General features: G+C 37.3%; 15 protein-coding genes and 1 other RNA gene. 11 read left to right on the top strand and 5 right to left on the bottom strand.

The window, feature by feature from the left end; translation table 11 throughout:
• The first annotated feature begins 50 nt into the window (after nucleotides 1-50).
• The 9 genes from AC5YGB_RS01270 (at nucleotide 51) to purH (ending at nucleotide 10,965) form a co-directional block, all read left to right on the top strand.
• Nucleotides 51-1,595, top strand: a complete 1,545-nt coding sequence (locus AC5YGB_RS01270) for a 2-oxo acid dehydrogenase subunit E2 (RefSeq protein WP_496137487.1) — start codon at nucleotides 51-53, stop codon at nucleotides 1,593-1,595.
• The gene (gene lpdA / locus AC5YGB_RS01265; protein ID WP_496137486.1) at nucleotides 1,592-2,998 is read left to right on the top strand and encodes a dihydrolipoyl dehydrogenase; all 1,407 of its coding nucleotides are present in this window, start codon (nucleotides 1,592-1,594) and stop codon (nucleotides 2,996-2,998) included. The genes AC5YGB_RS01270 and lpdA overlap by 4 nt, the downstream gene beginning before the upstream one ends.
• Nucleotides 2,999-3,005: 7 nt before the next feature.
• Complete coding sequence (locus AC5YGB_RS01260; RefSeq protein ID WP_020025135.1) at nucleotides 3,006-3,659, top strand: rRNA adenine N-6-methyltransferase family protein; 654 nt, start codon at nucleotides 3,006-3,008, stop codon at nucleotides 3,657-3,659.
• Between the two features lie 16 nt (nucleotides 3,660-3,675).
• On the top strand, nucleotides 3,676-5,949 hold the full coding sequence (locus AC5YGB_RS01255; RefSeq protein WP_496137485.1) for an MMPL family transporter: 2,274 nt from the start codon (nucleotides 3,676-3,678) through the stop codon (nucleotides 5,947-5,949).
• A gap of 164 nt (nucleotides 5,950-6,113) precedes the next feature.
• Nucleotides 6,114-7,673, top strand: coding sequence for an L-aspartate oxidase (gene nadB, locus AC5YGB_RS01250; protein WP_496137484.1), 1,560 nt, complete (start codon nucleotides 6,114-6,116; stop codon nucleotides 7,671-7,673).
• Nucleotides 7,670-8,167: a peptide deformylase gene (gene def, locus AC5YGB_RS01245; protein ID WP_065353748.1), complete on the top strand. Its 498-nt coding sequence runs from the start codon at nucleotides 7,670-7,672 to the stop codon at nucleotides 8,165-8,167. Before nadB ends, def begins: the two co-directional genes overlap by 4 nt.
• Before the next feature lie 12 nt (nucleotides 8,168-8,179).
• Nucleotides 8,180-9,148: a tRNA dihydrouridine synthase DusB gene (gene dusB / locus AC5YGB_RS01240; protein WP_496137483.1), complete on the top strand. Its 969-nt coding sequence runs from the start codon at nucleotides 8,180-8,182 to the stop codon at nucleotides 9,146-9,148.
• The gene (locus AC5YGB_RS01235) at nucleotides 9,145-9,375 is read left to right on the top strand and encodes a helix-turn-helix domain-containing protein (protein WP_020027342.1); all 231 of its coding nucleotides are present in this window, start codon (nucleotides 9,145-9,147) and stop codon (nucleotides 9,373-9,375) included. The genes dusB and AC5YGB_RS01235 overlap by 4 nt, the downstream gene beginning before the upstream one ends.
• A 48-nt stretch (nucleotides 9,376-9,423) precedes the next feature.
• A complete protein-coding gene (purH, locus tag AC5YGB_RS01230) occupies nucleotides 9,424-10,965 on the top strand; it encodes a bifunctional phosphoribosylaminoimidazolecarboxamide formyltransferase/IMP cyclohydrolase (protein WP_496137482.1) in 1,542 nt (513 codons plus the stop codon).
• A 26-nt stretch (nucleotides 10,966-10,991) separates the two neighbouring features.
• Here purH and AC5YGB_RS01225 read toward each other — a convergent pair whose 3' ends face one another.
• The 3 genes from AC5YGB_RS01225 to AC5YGB_RS01215 are packed head-to-tail and all read right to left on the bottom strand — an operon-like array spanning nucleotide 10,992 to nucleotide 15,481.
• A complete protein-coding gene (locus tag AC5YGB_RS01225) occupies nucleotides 10,992-11,756 on the bottom strand; it encodes an arginine deiminase family protein (protein ID WP_496137481.1) in 765 nt (254 codons plus the stop codon).
• Between the two features lie 18 nt (nucleotides 11,757-11,774).
• Nucleotides 11,775-12,953 carry an amidohydrolase gene (locus AC5YGB_RS01220; protein ID WP_496137480.1) on the bottom strand — a complete coding sequence of 393 codons (1,179 nt, stop codon included), beginning with the start codon at nucleotides 12,951-12,953 and terminating at the stop codon, nucleotides 11,775-11,777.
• 2 nt (nucleotides 12,954-12,955) lie between these two features.
• Nucleotides 12,956-15,481, bottom strand: coding sequence for an FAD-dependent oxidoreductase (locus AC5YGB_RS01215; protein ID WP_496137479.1), 2,526 nt, complete (start codon nucleotides 15,479-15,481; stop codon nucleotides 12,956-12,958).
• Between the two features lie 136 nt (nucleotides 15,482-15,617).
• On the opposite strand from AC5YGB_RS01215, the gene AC5YGB_RS01210 reads away from it, so the two are divergent.
• Nucleotides 15,618-15,917 (top strand): virulence factor, encoded by a 300-nt coding sequence (locus AC5YGB_RS01210; protein WP_496137478.1) that lies wholly within the window; start codon nucleotides 15,618-15,620, stop codon nucleotides 15,915-15,917.
• A 1-nt stretch (nucleotide 15,918) separates the two neighbouring features.
• On the opposite strand, the gene AC5YGB_RS01205 is transcribed toward AC5YGB_RS01210, so the two are convergent.
• The gene (locus tag AC5YGB_RS01205) at nucleotides 15,919-17,046 is read right to left on the bottom strand and encodes an amino acid kinase family protein (RefSeq protein ID WP_496137477.1); all 1,128 of its coding nucleotides are present in this window, start codon (nucleotides 17,044-17,046) and stop codon (nucleotides 15,919-15,921) included.
• A gap of 91 nt (nucleotides 17,047-17,137) precedes the next feature.
• Complete coding sequence (locus tag AC5YGB_RS01200; protein ID WP_065353753.1) at nucleotides 17,138-17,686, bottom strand: MarC family protein; 549 nt, start codon at nucleotides 17,684-17,686, stop codon at nucleotides 17,138-17,140.
• Nucleotides 17,687-17,881: 195 nt separating this feature from the next.
• On the opposite strand from AC5YGB_RS01200, the gene ssrS reads away from it, so the two are divergent.
• A non-coding RNA gene (gene ssrS, locus AC5YGB_RS01195) (6S RNA) lies at nucleotides 17,882-18,062 on the top strand.
• Nucleotides 18,063-18,103 lie beyond the last annotated feature (41 nt).

The following is an 18,103-nucleotide window of genomic DNA, read 5'->3' as shown; positions in this document are numbered from 1 at the left end:
AAATTTGGGATAATTGCGTTGTTCAAATATAAAGCTATTTAATAGTACATATGCCTACCCAAAAAAATGTAGAGTTACCTGATATTGGTGATTTTGATGCCGTAGATATTATCGAAGTACTGGTAAAGGTTGGAGATGTTGTAAATGAAAATGACAGCATCGTCACCCTTGAGACTGATAAAGCTACAATGGAAATTCCGGCACCCTTTTCTGGAAAGGTGACTAGCCTTGAAATAAAGGTTGGAGATAAGGTAGCTAAAGGTGATCTCATACTTATCCTAGAAATTGACTCAGCTTCTGCAGATCAAGCTGATGATTCAGTTGAAGAATCAAAAACATCAAAATTAGATAGTGATCAAAACCTTAATTTAGCTTTATCTCAAAAAAATGTAGAGTTACCTGATATTGGTGATTTTGATGCCGTAGATATTATCGAAGTACTGGTAAAGGTTGGAGATGTTGTAAATGAAAATGACAGCATCGTCACCCTTGAGACTGATAAAGCTACAATGGAAATTCCGGCACCCTTTTCTGGAAAGGTGACTAGCCTTGAAATAAAGGTTGGAGATAAGGTAGCTAAAGGTGATCTCATACTTATCCTAGAAATTGACTCAGCTTCTGCAGATCAAGCTGATGATTCAGTGGAAGAACCTAAGAAACCTGATAATAAAATCAATGATGATAATGAGCCAACTATCACGAAGACCGTATCACAAGATCATACAAAACAAACTGAGGAAGTTTCACTGAAAACTGATTCAAATTCGCATGCGTCGCCCTCAATCAGAAAACTAGCTAGAGAGCTTGGAGTTAGTTTATCCAGAATTAATGGAACAGGAAAAAAAGGTAGGATTCTTGAGGAAGATCTAAAATCCTTTGTAAAAGATCTTGTCACTCATGGGACTTCAAATGAACATGTTGAAACCATTCCTTTATCCAGGATTAAGAAATTATCTGGCAAACATCTTTCTAATTGCTGGAACACAATTCCACATGTCACTCAATTTGATGAAGTAAATATTGATCAATTAGAAAAATTTCGTAAGCATCAAAAAGAAAAAAATATCAAATTAAGTCCTCTAGTTTTTATCATGAAGGCAATTGTTCAAGTATTAAAGCGCCACCCTAACTTCAATGCCTCTTTGGATGAAGGTGGTGAAAACCTCATACTTAAAAAGTACTTCAATCTAGGAATAGCGGTAGACACCCCTAATGGACTCCTAGTTCCAGTTGTTAAGGATGTTAATAAAAAATCACTGATTGAGCTTTCAGAGGAGCTTGCAGATATTTCTTTGAAAGCTAGGGAAGGCAAACTAGATTCAAGTGAAATGAAGGGGGCTGGTTTCACGATATCCAGTTTAGGTGGGATTGGTGGCACACAATTCACGCCGATCATCAACTCCCCAGAGGTTGCAATTTTAGGTGTATCAAGAACTCAAATTAAACCAATTTGGAATGGTAGCACTTTTGAACCAACAGCAATGATTCCATTGGCACTCTCTTATGACCATAGGGTCATTGATGGCGCTGAAGGAGCAAGGTTTATGGCTGAACTAAATCAAGTCTTAAGTAATATTATGGAGATGTTATTATGATTAAAACTCAAGTTTTAGTTATTGGATCTGGTCCTGGCGGATATACTGCAGCGTTTAGAGCTGCAGACTTAGGAAAAGAAGTGACCCTAATTGAGCGCTATGAATCATTAGGCGGAGTTTGTCTCAATGTAGGCTGCATTCCATCCAAAACTCTTCTTCATACGGCTGAAGTAATTAACGAAAGTAAGCATGCAAGTGAACTTGGGATCACTTTTTCAAAACCTAAAATTGATCTTGAAGGTGTTAAGAAAAATAAAGACGGCATAGTGAATAAACTTACAGGTGGAATCCATGCACTTGCCAAAGCAAGAAAAGTAAAAGTGATTAATGGATATGCCAAATTTTTATCTAAAAATCAAGTTAGTCTGGATGGAAGTGATGAAGTTATTGAGTTTGAACAGTGCATTATCTCTGTAGGATCTAGGGTTACTAAGTTCCCAATGTTCCCTTTTGATGATGAAAGAGTGATGGATTCGACTGATGCACTTCTTTTGGATGACGTACCGAAACGAATGCTAATAGTTGGTGGTGGGATTATTGGCCTTGAGATGGCCACAATTTATGATGCTCTTGGTACTGAAATTACGATTGTTGAACTCGGAGGTCAAATCATTCCTGCTGCTGATAAAGATATTGTTAATCCACTCTTTAAGAAAGCTAAGAAAAATTATGCAAATATCTTTTTAAACACTAAAGTTACTTCAATGGAGCCCCTAAAGAAAGGCATTAAAGTCCTATTTGAAGGTAAAGATGCACCTGAGTCAGATACTTTTGATAAGGTTTTAGTTGCAGTTGGAAGAACACCAAATGGAATGTTAATTGACGCTGAGAAAGCTGGAGTCAATATTAATGACAATGGCTTCATTGGAACAAATAAACAAATGAAAACTAATATTGACAACATCTACGCAATTGGAGATGTTGTCGGCCAACCAATGCTTGCCCATAAGGCAGTTCATGAAGCTAAAGTTGCTGCTGAAGTTATCTGTGGTGAAAAGTCTGGTTTTGATGCGCTTACTATTCCTTCTGTTGCTTATACAGACCCAGAAGTTGCATGGACTGGCAAAACTGAAAAGGAGCTCAAAGAAGCTGGAATAGAATTTGAAAAAGGAGTTTTTCCATGGGCTGCTTCTGGAAGAAGTCTGAGCATTGGAAGAACTGAGGGAGTATCAAAAAGCCTTTTTGATTCTAAATCAGGTAAGATTCTCGGCATGGGAATATGTGGATCAAATGCAGGTGACTTAATTGCAGAGGCGAGTCTAGCAATTGAAATGGGCTGTGATATGAGTGATATTGCTTTAACGATTCATGCTCACCCAACATTATCAGAAACGACTGCTTTTGCAGCAGAAATGGCTGAAGGAACAATTACTGACTTAATGCCACCAAGGAAAAGAAAGTAGGTTAATTATGGATATTAAAGAAGCAAGAAAAAATGTAATTGAGCAACAAATAAGACCTTGGGGCGGTTTAAATGTAAGAGCAAATCAAGCGCTTTCAGATATTCCACGGGAGAACTTTGTGCCAGAGGAATATCAAAAACTCGTATTTGCAGATATTGAAATACCTCTTAATGAGTTAGATAAGATGTTTTCTCCAAAAATAGAAGGAAGAATTTTAGATAGTATAAATCTTCAAGGCAATGAAGACATTTTAGAGGTTGGGACTGGAAGTGGCTACTTAACATCGGTGCTAGCAAAACTATCAAACTCTGTGACAAGTATAGAAATAGAATATGACTTACATGTCAAAGCAAAAGAAAATATAGATAAACTCAAGATAATCAATATCAACCTAATTAATGATACTTTTAATAGTTCAAACTTTAAAGAGGCGCAGTTTGATGCAATTATTATTGGGTCTGCTCTTCCCAATATTGAAGATGAATTAAAAAAACTGTTAAAAGTGGGTGGAAAATTATTTGTTGTCTTAGGCTCTAAAAATCAGATGCACGCCACTCTTATTTCAAGAGAAACTGAACTTATTTGGAACTCTAAATCTCTTTTTGAGACTCATCTAGAATTCATGAAAGGTCATGAGCCACCTAAAAAATTCTCTTTTTGATTTGGAATAGGCAGGCATGCTTACTTCAATTTTAAATTTTTTAACTAGGAAGCCTATCTGGTCATTATTGGCATTTTTAGTGATCATTGGTTCATCATTTTTTCAGATACAACACTTTTCCCTTGATGCTTCATCAGAATCATTATCTTTAGATGGAGATAATAATCTAGAACTTTACTTTGATACTCAAGAGACCTTTGGCTCAGATGAGTCTTTAGTCATCAGCTATACAGCTAAAAAAGGAACAGTTCTTTCAAAAGAACAACTGACTTACCTAAGTTCACTAAGGGGTGACTTATTAGCTATAAATGGAGTTAGTTCAGTCATATCAATTTTAGATGTCTCACTTTTTCAATCACCGCCACTCTCATTAGTTGAACTAGCAAGTGATGTTTACACTATTGATAACGGAAAAGCAGACCAAAACTTAGTTGCTAAAGAGTTTAAAACCAGCCCCCTTTACGCTAATAATATTGTCAGTGCTGATTTAAAAACCACAGCCTTATTAATCCCTCTAGCAACTGAGGATCCACGTGAAATAATGAATGACGATTCATTAAAGCAATTAATAGGAGAGATTCGCACCACAATGGGTCAATATCAAAATAACGCAAAACTATACTTGGGCGGGGTCCCGATGATTAGAAATGATGTGATTGATTTCATAAAGAGTGATTTAATTATATTTAGTCTTGCAGTAATCCTAGCTATGTCATTAATGCTTTCACTCTTTTTTCATAAAGTTAGATGGGTATTAATTCCAATTGCGATAAGTATCATTGGTGCCTTATTTATGACTGGATTGATTAGCGCTATAGGCTGGAAGGTGACAGTGATTTCTGCTAATTTCTTTTCACTCCTTTTGGTCATGACTCTTTCAGTTATCATTCATCTAGTTGTTCGATATAGAGAAATCTTAAATCAACAGACAGGAATGAGTAATGATGAAATCACTCGAAGAACTCTAAATGAAATGTTGAGGCCATGCCTCTATACTGTAGTCACAACGATAGCTGCATTTGCTTCACTCACCGCAAGCAATGTTCAGCCTGTAATAGATTTTGGCTTAATGATGAGTATTGGCGTAACGGTTGCTTTTGTATTATCATTTGTCGGCTTTGCATTAGTCATGACCCTCTTTCCAACTTCTCAAACATCACACAAAACTGAAAAATTTTATGTACTTCAAAAGTTAGCCATTGCTACAGACAAAGGTGGTAAAAATATAATTTTAGGAATCGCACTAGTCAGTGCTATTGGAATTTTTGGCCTAAGTAAACTCTCTGTAGAAAATAGCTTCATCAATTACTTTAAAAAAGATACTGAAATCTATCAGGGGCTAAATTTCATTGACAAAGAGTTGGGAGGTACGATTCCACTTGAAATTGTATTTAATGATTTGGCAAGTGCTTACTGGGCAGATTCAGGCCTAAGAGAGGACTTCCATGATGTTCATCAATATCTTGACGGCATCCCCAGTATCGGAAAAGTTTTATCCATTGACACCTTTATGCAAGTCCTCAAAGAATCAAATGATGGAAAAGCGCCTAATGGGTTTTTACTTATGCTTGGCAAAAACAATATGCCTGAGTTTGCAAAATCACAAGTTTTAAAGCCTCATATTTCAGACGAAACTGATCAAATCAGGATCGTTGCTAGAATCAAGGAAACAACCACCGACTTAGATAGGAATCAATTAATCATTGATGTCAAAAAAGAATTAGTTGAAAGCTTTTACTTCAGTGAGGATGAGTTTTATTTCACTGGAACGTTTTCACTCTATAACAATCTTCTTCAAAGTTTATTTTCTTCACAAGTTAAAACTATTTTTACAGTTTTTACAATCATTTTTATGCTTTTCTTGATTGTATTTAGGTCAGTTTCTATTGCTCTAATAGCAGTAATTCCAAACATAATGCCGTCTTTAATAATTCTTGGATTAATGGGCTTAGCAAGAATACCCCTGGATATAATGACAATCACAATCGCAGCCATTGCTATTGGGATCGGTATTGACAATGCAATACACTATATTAGTAGATTTAAATCAGAACTTTTGGTTGATGCTGATTTTGAAGCTTCGATGTATAGAGCACATAACTCTATTGGTGTTTCTATGTTTTATACGGCAGCAACGGTTGCTATAGGATTTCTGGTTTTAATATTATCAAACTTTATCCCAAGCATATATTTTGGAATATTTATGGCAATTGCAATGCTCAGTGCAGTATTTGTTAATCTTACTTTATTACCCAAATTGCTAATATTTTTTAAACCAGAAATGAATTAAAAAAATCCTTAAAATAAAAAACCCCACCTCGAATAAGAGTGTGGGGTTAGTCTACTATTAAAAGGAGAAATAAGTTAAATATAGTAGTGTTTAACTTGCGGGAAATTATATATAAAAAATATTTTAATATTTTTTAATTTTGTGTCTTTTTGTGACAATAAACTATGGCTAAAAAATATCAATTCGATGTTCTCATAATAGGCTCTGGAGCTGCTGGATTAATGAGTGCTGTTCAGCTCTCAAGTAGCACCTCAATAGCGGTGATTGCTAAAGATAAAATATTGGAAGGCTCTTCGTATTATGCCCAAGGTGGAATTTCAGCTGTACTAGATCCAGAAGATAATTTTGATTCACATATTGAAGACACTGTTAACACCGGCTTTAACCTCGGCAACGAAAAGAGTATCAGGTATATGGTAGAGCAAGCCCCCCAGGCTATTAAAGATCTTGAAAGCACTGGTGTTCAATTTTCTCACATCAATAATAGCTATGATCTCACAACTGAGGGTGGTCACAGCTCAAAAAGAGTGGCCCATGTTGCCGATAAAACGGGTCAGTCAATCCAAGTCAACCTTCTTGCCAAGGTAAGGCAAAAAAATAACATAGAGCTTTTTGAAGAATATGTTGCTGTCGACCTTGTTGTTAAAGATAAAAATTGTTATGGCGCATATGTGTTTGATAAAAACTCGAAGGAGGTAGTGACCTTTAGTTCAAACAAAACTATTCTTGCAACTGGTGGCGCCTCAAAATCTTATTTGTACACTTCAAACCCAGATACTTCAACTGGAGATGGTATAGCGATGGCTTACAGAGCAGGATGCGAGATTTCCAACATGGAATTTACCCAATTTCATCCTACATGTCTTTTTCATCCGCATGCCAAATCTTTTTTAATATCAGAGACTCTTAGAGGTGAGGGTGCAAAACTTCTTTTGCCTGATGGTCAGGAGTTTATGCATAAATACGACGATCGACTTGAGCTAGCACCTCGTGATATCGTTGCAAGAGCAATCGATAATGAGATGAAGGTTAATGGCTATGATTGTGTCTATCTAGACTTCTCATTTAAAGATAAAGAGTGGATTAAATCTAGATTTCCAACAATCACTCAGCGCTGCAAAGAGCTTGGTATTGATATATCTAAAGAAGCTCTCCCAGTTGTTCCTGCTGCACATTACACTTGTGGTGGCATTAATACAAACATAGATGCACAAAGCAGCATAAACAATCTTTATGCCGTTGGTGAAGTCGCACATACTGGAGTGCATGGTGCAAATAGAATGGCAAGTAACTCCTTGCTTGAGTGCGTAGTGTTTGCTAAATCCTGTGCCAATCATATTAACGGTAGTGAATTTGAAAATTCACAAACTAAAATTGAAAAATGGGACGACTCAAGAGTTGCACCCTCTAAAGAAAAAGTAGTAATTGCTCATTTATGGCATGAAATAAGACTCATCATGTGGAACTTTGTTGGCATCGTCAGAAGTAATAATCGACTGAACTCCGCATATCTAAAAATTCAGCAAATTAATAAAGAAGTTGATGAGTATTATCGTATTTATACTGTAACCGAGGATTTAATTGAACTAAGAAACTTAGCTCAAACTTCTAAAATTATTGTAGAATCTGCACTGTCTAGAAAAGAGAGTAGAGGATTGCACTATAACCAAGATTATCCAAATAAAATGAGCAAAATTCAAAACACAGTAATGACTAAGTCATGATATTAGAAATTCTCAAATACCCTGATAAGCGCTTAAGAACTGTTGCAAAGCCAGTTGAGAATGTTAACAGTGAGATAAAAAAGCAAGTTAAAGATATGTTTGAAACTATGTATGATGCGCCAGGAATTGGTCTTGCAGCAACTCAAGTTAACTTTCATCAGCGCCTTATAGTTGTTGATGTATCAGAAGAGTGTAATGAGCCAATCTGCCTTATTAACCCTGAGATTATTGAAAAAAATGGTGAAATTGAATGGGAAGAGGGTTGCCTTTCAGTACCAAATTATTATGAGAGTGTTAAAAGAGCTAATGAAATTAAAGTCAGTGCCCTGAATGAACTAGGCCAATCATTCGAGATTGAAGCAAGTGAGATGCTTGCTGTTTGTATTCAGCATGAAATGGATCATTTAAATGGAATATTGTTTGTGGACCATTTATCAAAACTAAAGCAGAAGAGACTTAAAAAGAAAGCGGAAAAGCAAACAAAAAAGCTTTAAGTTAATATCTTTATGAATATCGGTTCACATAAACTAACTTCGAAAGTACTGCTTGCACCCATGGCAGGCACAAGTGACAAACCCTTTAGAATGATATGCAGGGATCAAGGTGCTGGCCTTACAACATCTGAAATGGTGGTAATTCAAAATCATCTATTAAATTCAAATAAATCAAAACACCGCTTGGATTTTAGCTCGGAACAACTGCCTATCAGCATTCAAATTGCTGGATCAGAGGCACAAGAATTAGCAAATTCTGCAATTAAAGCATTAGAATTTGGGGCAGATATTATTGATATCAATATGGGATGTCCAGCAAAAAAAGTATGCAATAAAGCAGCTGGATCCGCTCTAATGCAAAATGAAGAATTGGTAGAAGATATTTTAAAGGCTGTAGTAAATGCTGTTGAAGTTCCTGTCACTCTCAAAATGAGAACAGGGTGGGATGAGGAAAATAAAAATGCACCAACAATTGCAAAGATTGCAGAAGATAATGGCATCAAAATGCTTGCAATACATGGCAGAACAAGATCACAGAAATACAATGGTGATGCTGAATTTGATACAGTCAAAAAAATTGCAAGCCAAGTATCAATTCCAGTTGTAGCAAATGGAGATATTGATTCGCCAAAAAGAGCTAAAGATATATTAGACTTCACTGGTGCAGATGCGGTGATGCTTGGAAGAGCCACGCAAGGAAACCCCTGGTTGATTAATCAAGTTAATCAATTTCTGACATCTGGTGAAACAGAAGAAGAGCCAACATTAGAGAAAAAAATTCCATTGATTTTGGGTCATATTTCACAAATTCATGATTTTTATGGTCATAAAATGGGTACACAACTATCCAGAAAGCATATTTTTTGGTATTCTATGCACCTTGACCAAGAAAAAGGCCTAGCCTTTTGGCCAAGCATTAACAGAGTGTCAGATCACTCTGAACAATATTCGAAATTTCATGAATTTTTGTATTCAATATGAAACAAAGGGGTTTACAGGATTGCATTAAAGAAAATCTTGAGAAGTATTTCTCAGACTTGAACGGTGAATCATCTAATGGTGTTTTTAAGATGGTTACGCAACAAGCTGAGTCAGCAACTATTAAGTATGTTCTTGATAAAGTCAATCAAAATCAAAGTGAGGCAGCCAGAATACTTGGTATAAACCGTGCTACCTTAAAGAAAAAAGCAAGCCTTTATAACCTCTAAGAGTTTATAATTTAATTCTTAAAAATATCTACACCTCTTAATCCTAAAATGCCTATAAAAAGAGCCTTAATCAGCGTTTCAGATAAAACTGGAATAGCTGAATTTGCAAAAGGCCTCTCGTTATTAAATATAGAAATTTTATCTACAGGCGGCACAGCAAAACTTCTTAGGGATAACAACATTCCTGTAACTGAAGTATCTGACTACACTGGCTATCCTGAAATGATGGCTGGTCGCGTCAAAACTCTTAATCCAAAGATTCATGGTGGAATTTTAGCTAGAAGAGGAAAAGATGAAGAGGTGATGTCACAGAATCAAATTAAACCAATCGATCTAGTGGTTGTCAATTTATACCCATTTCAAAAAACCATCCAAAATCCAAACTGCACTGAGGAAGATGCTATTGAGAATATTGATATTGGTGGCCCTGCTATGCTTCGATCAAGCGCTAAAAATCATATCTCAGTCACTGTGATTGTTGATAGTTCTGATTATCAATTGGTACTCGATGAAATAACTAATAGGGGTGATACAACTCATGAAATGAGAAAGTCATTAGCTCTCAAAACCTTTGAACATACAGCACAATATGATGGCGCTATTGCAAATTATCTTGGCAGAATGAATGATGGCTTTTCAAATACATTAAATCTTCAATTGATCAAATCACAAACTATGCGCTATGGTGAAAATCCTCATCAAAATGCTGCATTTTATAAAGAATCAAATCTCAATGAGGCATCGGTATCATCTAGTCAACAAATCCAAGGCAAGCCTCTTTCATTTAATAATCTTGCCGATGCGGATGCTGCTTTAGAGTGTGTCAGGGATTTTGAAGAACCTAGCTGTGTCATTATTAAACACGCAAATCCTTGCGGTGTTGCAACGAGAGAAAATATCTTCCAAGCTTATCAAAGCGCCTACCTTACAGACCCTACCTCTGCATTTGGAGGGATTATTGCTTTTAACCGTGAGTTAGATAAAGAAACTGCTGGGTGCATAATCAACCAACAGTTTGTAGAGGTCATCATTGCCCCAAAGATTGCTTATAGTGCAAGATCTATTTTATTAAAAAAGGAAAATATTAGAGTTCTTGAGTGTGGTGATCTAGAAAAAACACAACCAGCTTTTGACTATAAAAAAATATCTGGTGGCCTGCTCATTCAAGATAAAGACCTGACCTTATTAAATCCATCTGATATGAATTGCGTAACCTCTTTAAGTCCGACTGAATCTCAGATGAAGGATTTATTATTTGCATGGAAAGTTGCAAAGTACGTTAAGTCAAATGCAATCGTCTACGCAAAAGATCAAATGACCATAGGTGTTGGGGCAGGTCAGATGTCTAGAGTTTATTCAGCGAAGATTGCCAGCATTAAAGCATCCGATGAAAACTTAGAGGTAAAAGGTTCTGTCATGGCATCAGATGCATTCTTCCCATTCCGTGATGGTATAGATGCAGCAGCTCAAGTGGGCATCAATGCAATTATTCATCCAGGAGGATCAATGCGCGATAAGGAAGTAATCTCAGCAGCGAATGAGCATGGCATTGCTATGGTATTTACAGGAATGCGACATTTTAAACACTAGAAAGTTAGCTTTAGTGTAGAAACTTTTTAATATCTGAGTGATAGGCAGCTCAAACCACCGTCAAGTTTTTTGTATTCAGAAACGTCAACCTCTATAACGTTATACCCAGTGCTAATTATTTTCCCTTTGGCAAGTGGGTATCCAGTTGGAATAAGAACATTATCGTTTACCCAAATACAATTTGCAGCATAACTCTCTTCTTCAGGTATATCAATGTGATCAAATCTTGAAAAAATAGGGTCATTTTTGAATTCACCACATATAACCAATTGGTTGTTTTCGAGATAAGAAAGACCAGTCTTAAGATGGAGCACTTCTTTGAGATTTACAGTGGATCCTGTATAGCCATATTTATTAAGAATCCCAATAATTTGCTCAGCGCCTTGAATATTTGTTCGAGCTGATAATCCAATATAATAATGATTATCAACCATCATGATATCACCCGCCTCTATAGTTCCAGGAGCCTCAACACGCTCAGCATTATCAAATTGATCCCTTAAAACGGTTTCAATTTGTTCAACCTCGCCTCTTCTGGACTCGGCGCCTGGACGGGTAAAAATGGCACATTTTGGGGTTATGAGAGCTACATCTTCTACAAAAGTCGAGTCAGGATAATCCTCACAAGATTCCAATACATGAACCTCAAGGCCGCATGACTGAAGAGCCTTGATATAGGCCTTATGCTGAGTGATAGCCTTTTGATAATCTGGAGAGCCTAGGTGTTTGGAATCAGTGAGGCCATCAATTAAACTTTTTCCAGGAGTTCTAACAATTGCCTTAGAAAACATAAGCTAAACCTTTAAAAATTACTTTAGGATTCCTTTAACTAACTCTACCCAGTAGCTGCTTCCGAGTGGAAGAATTTCATCATTGAAATCATACTGAGTATTATGAAGCATACAGCCACCTTCAGGACCATCTTCTGGAACAAGTCCGTTACCAATCCAAATATATGCACCTTCAGATGCATTAAGCAAGAATGAGAAATCTTCAGAGCCCATACTAGGCTTCTCATTTCTTAAAACATTTGCACTACCTACAACCACTTCAGCAGCACTAGCACAGAGCTTAGCATGCTTTGGAGTATTCACAGTTGCAGGGTAATTTGGAACTGAGCTGAATGATGCTGTTGCCCCCATAGACTGACTAATTCCTTCAGCAATAGTCTTAATTTTTTTCTTCACATCATCCCCAACCTCAGACTTAAAGTATCTCAGTGAGCCTGTTAAATTCATTTCATTCGGAATGACGTTAGATACAAATCCTGCATCAACCATAGTAACACTCACCACTGCAGAATCTAGTGGTGCAACATTTCTTGAAACAACACTTTGAATCGCTGTAATGATTTGAGCTCCTATAACAATTGGATCAACACATTGGTCTGGCATAGCGGCATGACCACCCTTGCCTTTAATTGTAATTTTGAGTGTTTCATTTGCAGCCATTACTGCAGTATCATGAACGGCAAACTGACCTTCCGCCATACCTGGCCAATTATGCATCCCATAAACTGCCTCACAAGGAAATTTTTCAAATATACCTTCTTCAACCATAACACGGCCACCACCTCCACCTTCCTCTGCAGGCTGAAAAATAAAATGAACAGTACCAGAAAAATCATTATTCTCTTTTAAATAAACAGCAGCCCCGAGAAGCATTGTCGAATGGCCATCATGCCCACAAGCGTGCATCTTTCCGTCATGAATAGATTTATGACTAAACTCATTCCTCTCTTGAATTGGAAGAGCGTCCATATCAGCACGCAGTCCAATAGCCTTGCCTTTTTTTGTTCCATGAACAGTAGCAACTATTCCTGTGACTGCAAGACCGCGATGCATTTCAATATTATTAGATTCTAAAACAGAAGCTATAAAGTCACTAGTCATCTCCTCTTTAAAACTAAGTTCTGGATGTTTATGAATATAGTGACGCCAAGTCACCATTTGTTCGTGAAGTTCAGATTTTGTTTTAATGAGAGACATAGTTAGGACCTCAAACTTTCGTTAGCAGGATCAAATGGTGACTCTTCTATAACAACTGACTTATATTTCTCACCTAGTATTTCAATTTCAAGTTCAGTTCCAATTGAAGTTAGATCTTTCTTGACAAGGCCTAACGCTAGCGACTTACCACAGCGCCAACCAAAACCTCCTGAGGTTGCTCTTCCCACAACTTCACCATTCTTATAAATAGCCTCAGAGCCTCGAGCATCTGCATCAACAACACCCTGCACTTCCATAGTTACAAAACCGTTTGAAGCACCTCGGTCTTGCCAATCTTTCAAGGCTTTTTTACCAATAAAATCATTTTCTTTATCCAGCCTAACAAAACGATCTAATCCAGATTCATAGGCAGAATATTCAATTGACATTTCTCTAGGAATGAGACGATACGATTTTTCAAGACGCATACTATCCATTGCACGAATTCCAAAAGGTTTGATATCAAATTCAGCACCAGCCTCCATTGCTTGATCGAAGATATAATTTTGCATCTCAATTGGATGATGCAGCTCCCAACCTAATTCGCCAACAAAGTTAACACGAAGAGCTTCAGCAGATGCATATCCAACATTGATTTTTCTCCCAGTTAGCCACTTGAAGTTTTCATTTGATAGATCTGTATCCGTAAGCTTTTGAAGAACATCTCGAGACCTTGGTCCAGCCAATACAAGAACACCTGTTTGTGTTGTAACTCTTTGAATGCTGACAGATCCATCTTTAGGAGCAAGTTTGAATAAATAATCATGGTCATGTGTTTCAAACGCACCAGCGGAAACTAAATAATAGCTTTGAGGTCCAGTTTTATAAACTGTAAATTCTGATCTGACTCCACCATTCAAAGATAGCATATGAACCAGACTAATCCTGCCGATAGTTTGAGGCATCTTATTAGCAAAGATATATTCCAACCATTCCTCTGCACCAGGCCCCTTAACAATACACTTCGCAAAGGCTGACATATCAAGAAGACCTACGTTCTCATTGACATGCTTACACTCATTTCCAACATGTTCAAAGTAGTTGGAGCGGCGAAATGAATTCTTTTCAACAATGCGTCCATCATCTAGTGCTTTAGAGTGGTTTTTGTTAAGAATAACCTTGGAAGGATCTGCCTGATTTAAATCTTCAGCAGTGAGTGAATAATCTAAACTTGGCATAAACCAGTTTGGACGCTCCCAACCATAAACAGATCCAAAAACCGCACCCAAGTCTTTCATTCGATCATAGCATGGTGCAGTTTTGAGAGGTCTCGCCGCACTCCTCTCTTCATCAGGATAGTGAGTAGTAAAAACATTTGCGTATGCCTCTTCATTCTTTTCTTTCAAATATCCACGAGTGGCATAGGGCCCAAATCGACGCGGATCCACACCCATCATATCAACGGTTGGCTCACCATCAACCATCCACTCTGCAAGCTGCCAACCAGCACCACCAGCAGCAGTTATTCCAAAACTATGTCCCTCATTCAACCAGAAATTTTTAAGTCCTGGAGCAGGACCAACAATTGGGTTGCCATCTGGCGTATACGCAATAGCGCCATTATAAATTTCTTTAATTCCAACCTCGCCAAAAGCTGGAACCCGATTTATACAAGCATCAATATGTGGCATTAAGCGGTCAAGTTCACCATTAAACAACTCATACTTTGAGTCGTCACTTGGGCCATCAACATAACATGCAGGCGCTCCTTTTTCATAGATACCTAAGATCATTCCCCCAGCCTCTTCACGAAGGTAATAAGCCGCATCAGATTCACGAAGTACAGCCATTTCAGGTAGGCCTTTTTTCTTTCTTTCTAAAATGTCAGGATGTGGCTCTGTTACCAGGAACTGATGCTCAACAGGTATTACAGGTACATCGAGACCCACCATTTCACCTGTTTTTCTTGCGAAGCTTCCGGTACATGAGACAATATGTTCACAAGCAATATCACCTTGATCAGTCTTGACTACCCATGTATGATCTTTTTGCTGTTCTAAATCAGTTACGATCGTGTTTTCATAGATTTCAGCGCCACGATTTCTAGCGCCTTTGCACAATGCTTGAGTTAAGTCTGCTGGCTGAATATAGCCATCATCTGGATGCTGAATTGCGCCAAGCAGGCCTTCAGTATTACATAAAGGCCAAACCTCTTTAACTTCGTCTGGAGTTAAAAATTTAACATCAACACCTACGGTACTTCCAACACCAGAATAGTATTTATATTCATCCATTCGATCCTGGCAATTTGCTAAGCGGATGTTTGATACGACACTAAAGCCAACATTCATACCCGTTTCTTTTTCAAGATCATGATAAAAATCGACTGAATACTGATGCAGCTTCCCCACTGAGTAGCTCATATTAAATAGAGGCAATAATCCAGCAGCATGCCAAGTTGAACCAGAAGTTAAGTCTTTACGTTCTACTAATACAACATCAGTCCAACCTTTTTTAGCCAAATGATAAAGTGTCCCAGCGCCCACAACACCGCCACCAATTACAACTACTTGTGCTTTATTTTTCATACCTTCCTCAATACAAATTCTAACTTCGAAAAACGTGAATTATATACCTAAATTATAGCAATTACATCAATAAGTTAATGGTAGAATTTTTTGAAATTTATTGGGATAATTATATGTTGTTTTTTTGGAGAATAAAATGAAGCTAACTGTTATTAAATGGCGTGATATACCTACACAGGTGATGATAAAAAAAAGCAGGAGGGAGGTTGAAAAACTTCAGCTAGATAATCGCTTTATGGAGGCTGTTGACTCTGCTGCAACGTTAGGTGACTCTACAGATGCAGATGCATACCTTACAGATTGGCACAATGAGGTCACTGAAATTGCAGACGGAGATTTAAAAGAGCCAGTCGAGACAAAGGCGGCTGAACTTGAGGCAACGTTTACAGATGAAGTGCTTTTAAGTTATGTAAATAACGCAGGTTATAAGCCTTAAATTAGCTTGTATATCTGCCATGTAAAAATTTCAAGGTTTCTCTAACTTTAACCTCTTTTAGGAGGTATCTGATAATGGTATCTGGGGAATCCAGCAATTCAGCATAGTCGAGTTCGGCGGGTTTTTTTGAAACTTTATTATTAAATACCACAGAGATCGTTGCCCAGTGTCTACTTAACTTGTAGAAGCCAAGCTTCTCCTCTAGCTGGGCCAACTTATCACTCAAATACACATCGTCATTTAGTAGCAGTCTCTTTGAGTCAATATTGACAACACCATTAACATGACTTGCAGCCTTATGCTCCAATGCGAACTCTATCAGAACCATACTTTCACGATGGGCAATAGCAACAACCTCTTTCTTTTTAGATATGTCATGGTGTATCAAAGTACCTTCTGAATCATTAAAGGTGTTTTTAGCAATAATTGGTGTTTGAGTTTTTAATGACGCTTTGATTGCTCTTGGATGAATCACTCTAGATCCCTCATCAGCCATTGCAAGCATCTGATTAACACTAATAGATTCTAAGTAGCTAGAACCCTCAACCTGTCTTGGATCGCAATTAGCTATACCATCCACATCAGAAAAAATTTCAACTTTTTCAGCTCCCAATGCAGATGCGAGTGCTACAGCTGAAGTATCACTCCCCCCTCTTCCAAGAGTGCGAATATCACCCTTATCATTGACACCTTGAAAACCTGCCACTACCGCGATGAAACCATTATCAAGAGCTTCAACAATTCGAGCAGGATTAATATCTAAAATTTCAGCATTGCCTGCATTGTCATCTGTAAGAATTCCAGATTGCCTTCCATTAAATGACTCGGCAGGCATTCCATTGTGACTCAAAAGGTGAGAAAAATAAGCAGAACTTAACGTTTCTCCAACGCTCATCACTAGGTCCAACTCTCTTGGATTAATATTGTGACCCACATCTCTAAGAAGGGCAACAAGGGTATCCGTGGCATATGGCTCACCTTTTCGTCCCATAGCAGAAACAACAACCACAATTCTCTCTCCAGACTCGTGGTAGTTCTTAATATGCTTTAAAGCATAAGAGCGACAATCCTCATCTCTAAGACTTGTGCCTCCAAATTTCATTACTATAGGTGCCAATTTCTTCACCATTAAGTTGTAAAAAAGGCGCCATTATAGCCTTTGCAAGCTTACATAGCAAATTTGAATAGAAGCAGAGAAGTTTAAAATTTAAGAAAGAAATCTAAATATTGAATGTTTGTTTTAATCCGTCAAGAATAAAGTCAACAGAAACCATTATCAGCAAGATTCCCATTAACCTTTCAATAGCAATTAATGCCCTGTTACCTAGTTTTCTTCCCAATGCCTCTGATGAGATTAATATAATCCCAGTTATTAAACAAGCAACAAATACAACAAAAGTCCACTCAACCCACCTATTTGGCTCTTGTGCCATAAACAGTATTACTGCTGCTATCGCTGATGGACCAGCTAGCATTGGGACGGCAAGCGGCACAATTAAAGGCTCAGTATTCTCATTGTGACTAAAGATAGGTTTTGTTCCAGGGAAAATCATTCTAATGGCAATAATAAATAATATTATTCCACCAGTAATACCAAGCGAAGACTGATCTATATCTAACAACTGAAGAATATATCTTCCAACAAACATAAAAAATAACAAAATGACTAGGGCAATTAATAATTCACGAACAATGATGATTCTTCGTCTCTCAATTGGTATATTTTTAAGGATACTAAGAAATACAGGCACGTTTCCAATAGGGTCCATGATAATAATTAATAATAAAATTGCAGCTAATACAGTCACTTGAGGGTTTTTTTATAAGAAATGGAACTGGCATTTTATAGGAATAGATTTTTAACAAAATAGTAAAATGAAATTATCAAATTATCTGTTCCTAAAAATTTAAGCAAATAAAAGAAGAAATATCATTGCAATTCAATCCTCTAAGGGTGATAATTTATCTATCTGTTGTGTTCGTGCTTGATTTATTTCCCTGAGCCGATTAAGTATAGAAAAGGAGATGAGATTGGTTACTTTTGTGTATGCCCACCTTGAAGTGGGAAACCTACGGTAAACATCGAACTTCCGCCTTGAACCAGAATGGTTCAGGACCATGTCAACACGGCACAATGGACCCTCTAATCTAATTCTAAATAACCATTCTTTGCATTTTTTGCACTG

This window comes from Candidatus Pseudothioglobus sp. uisw_142 (assembly GCF_059512465.1).
This window is presented reverse-complemented; position numbering and strand designations above follow the sequence as displayed.

Bases quoted from the DNA above. Each gene is read 5' to 3' on its own strand.
- AC5YGB_RS01270 (WP_496137487.1), top strand. From the start codon at position 51: ATGCCTACCCAAAAAAATGTAGAGTTACCTGATATTGGTGATTTTGAT.
- lpdA (WP_496137486.1), top strand. From the start codon at position 1,592: ATGATTAAAACTCAAGTTTTAGTTATTGGATCTGGTCCTGGCGGATAT.
- AC5YGB_RS01260 (WP_020025135.1), top strand. From the start codon at position 3,006: ATGGATATTAAAGAAGCAAGAAAAAATGTAATTGAGCAACAAATAAGA.
- AC5YGB_RS01255 (WP_496137485.1), top strand. From the start codon at position 3,676: ATGCTTACTTCAATTTTAAATTTTTTAACTAGGAAGCCTATCTGGTCA.
- nadB (WP_496137484.1), top strand. From the start codon at position 6,114: ATGGCTAAAAAATATCAATTCGATGTTCTCATAATAGGCTCTGGAGCT.
- def (WP_065353748.1), top strand. From the start codon at position 7,670: ATGATATTAGAAATTCTCAAATACCCTGATAAGCGCTTAAGAACTGTT.
- dusB (WP_496137483.1), top strand. From the start codon at position 8,180: ATGAATATCGGTTCACATAAACTAACTTCGAAAGTACTGCTTGCACCC.
- AC5YGB_RS01235 (WP_020027342.1), top strand. From the start codon at position 9,145: ATGAAACAAAGGGGTTTACAGGATTGCATTAAAGAAAATCTTGAGAAG.
- purH (WP_496137482.1), top strand. From the start codon at position 9,424: ATGCCTATAAAAAGAGCCTTAATCAGCGTTTCAGATAAAACTGGAATA.
- AC5YGB_RS01225 (WP_496137481.1), bottom strand. From the start codon at position 11,756: ATGTTTTCTAAGGCAATTGTTAGAACTCCTGGAAAAAGTTTAATTGAT.
- AC5YGB_RS01220 (WP_496137480.1), bottom strand. From the start codon at position 12,953: ATGTCTCTCATTAAAACAAAATCTGAACTTCACGAACAAATGGTGACT.
- AC5YGB_RS01215 (WP_496137479.1), bottom strand. From the start codon at position 15,481: ATGAAAAATAAAGCACAAGTAGTTGTAATTGGTGGCGGTGTTGTGGGC.
- AC5YGB_RS01210 (WP_496137478.1), top strand. From the start codon at position 15,618: ATGAAGCTAACTGTTATTAAATGGCGTGATATACCTACACAGGTGATG.
- AC5YGB_RS01205 (WP_496137477.1), bottom strand. From the start codon at position 17,046: ATGGTGAAGAAATTGGCACCTATAGTAATGAAATTTGGAGGCACAAGT.
- AC5YGB_RS01200 (WP_065353753.1), bottom strand. From the start codon at position 17,686: ATGGACCCTATTGGAAACGTGCCTGTATTTCTTAGTATCCTTAAAAAT.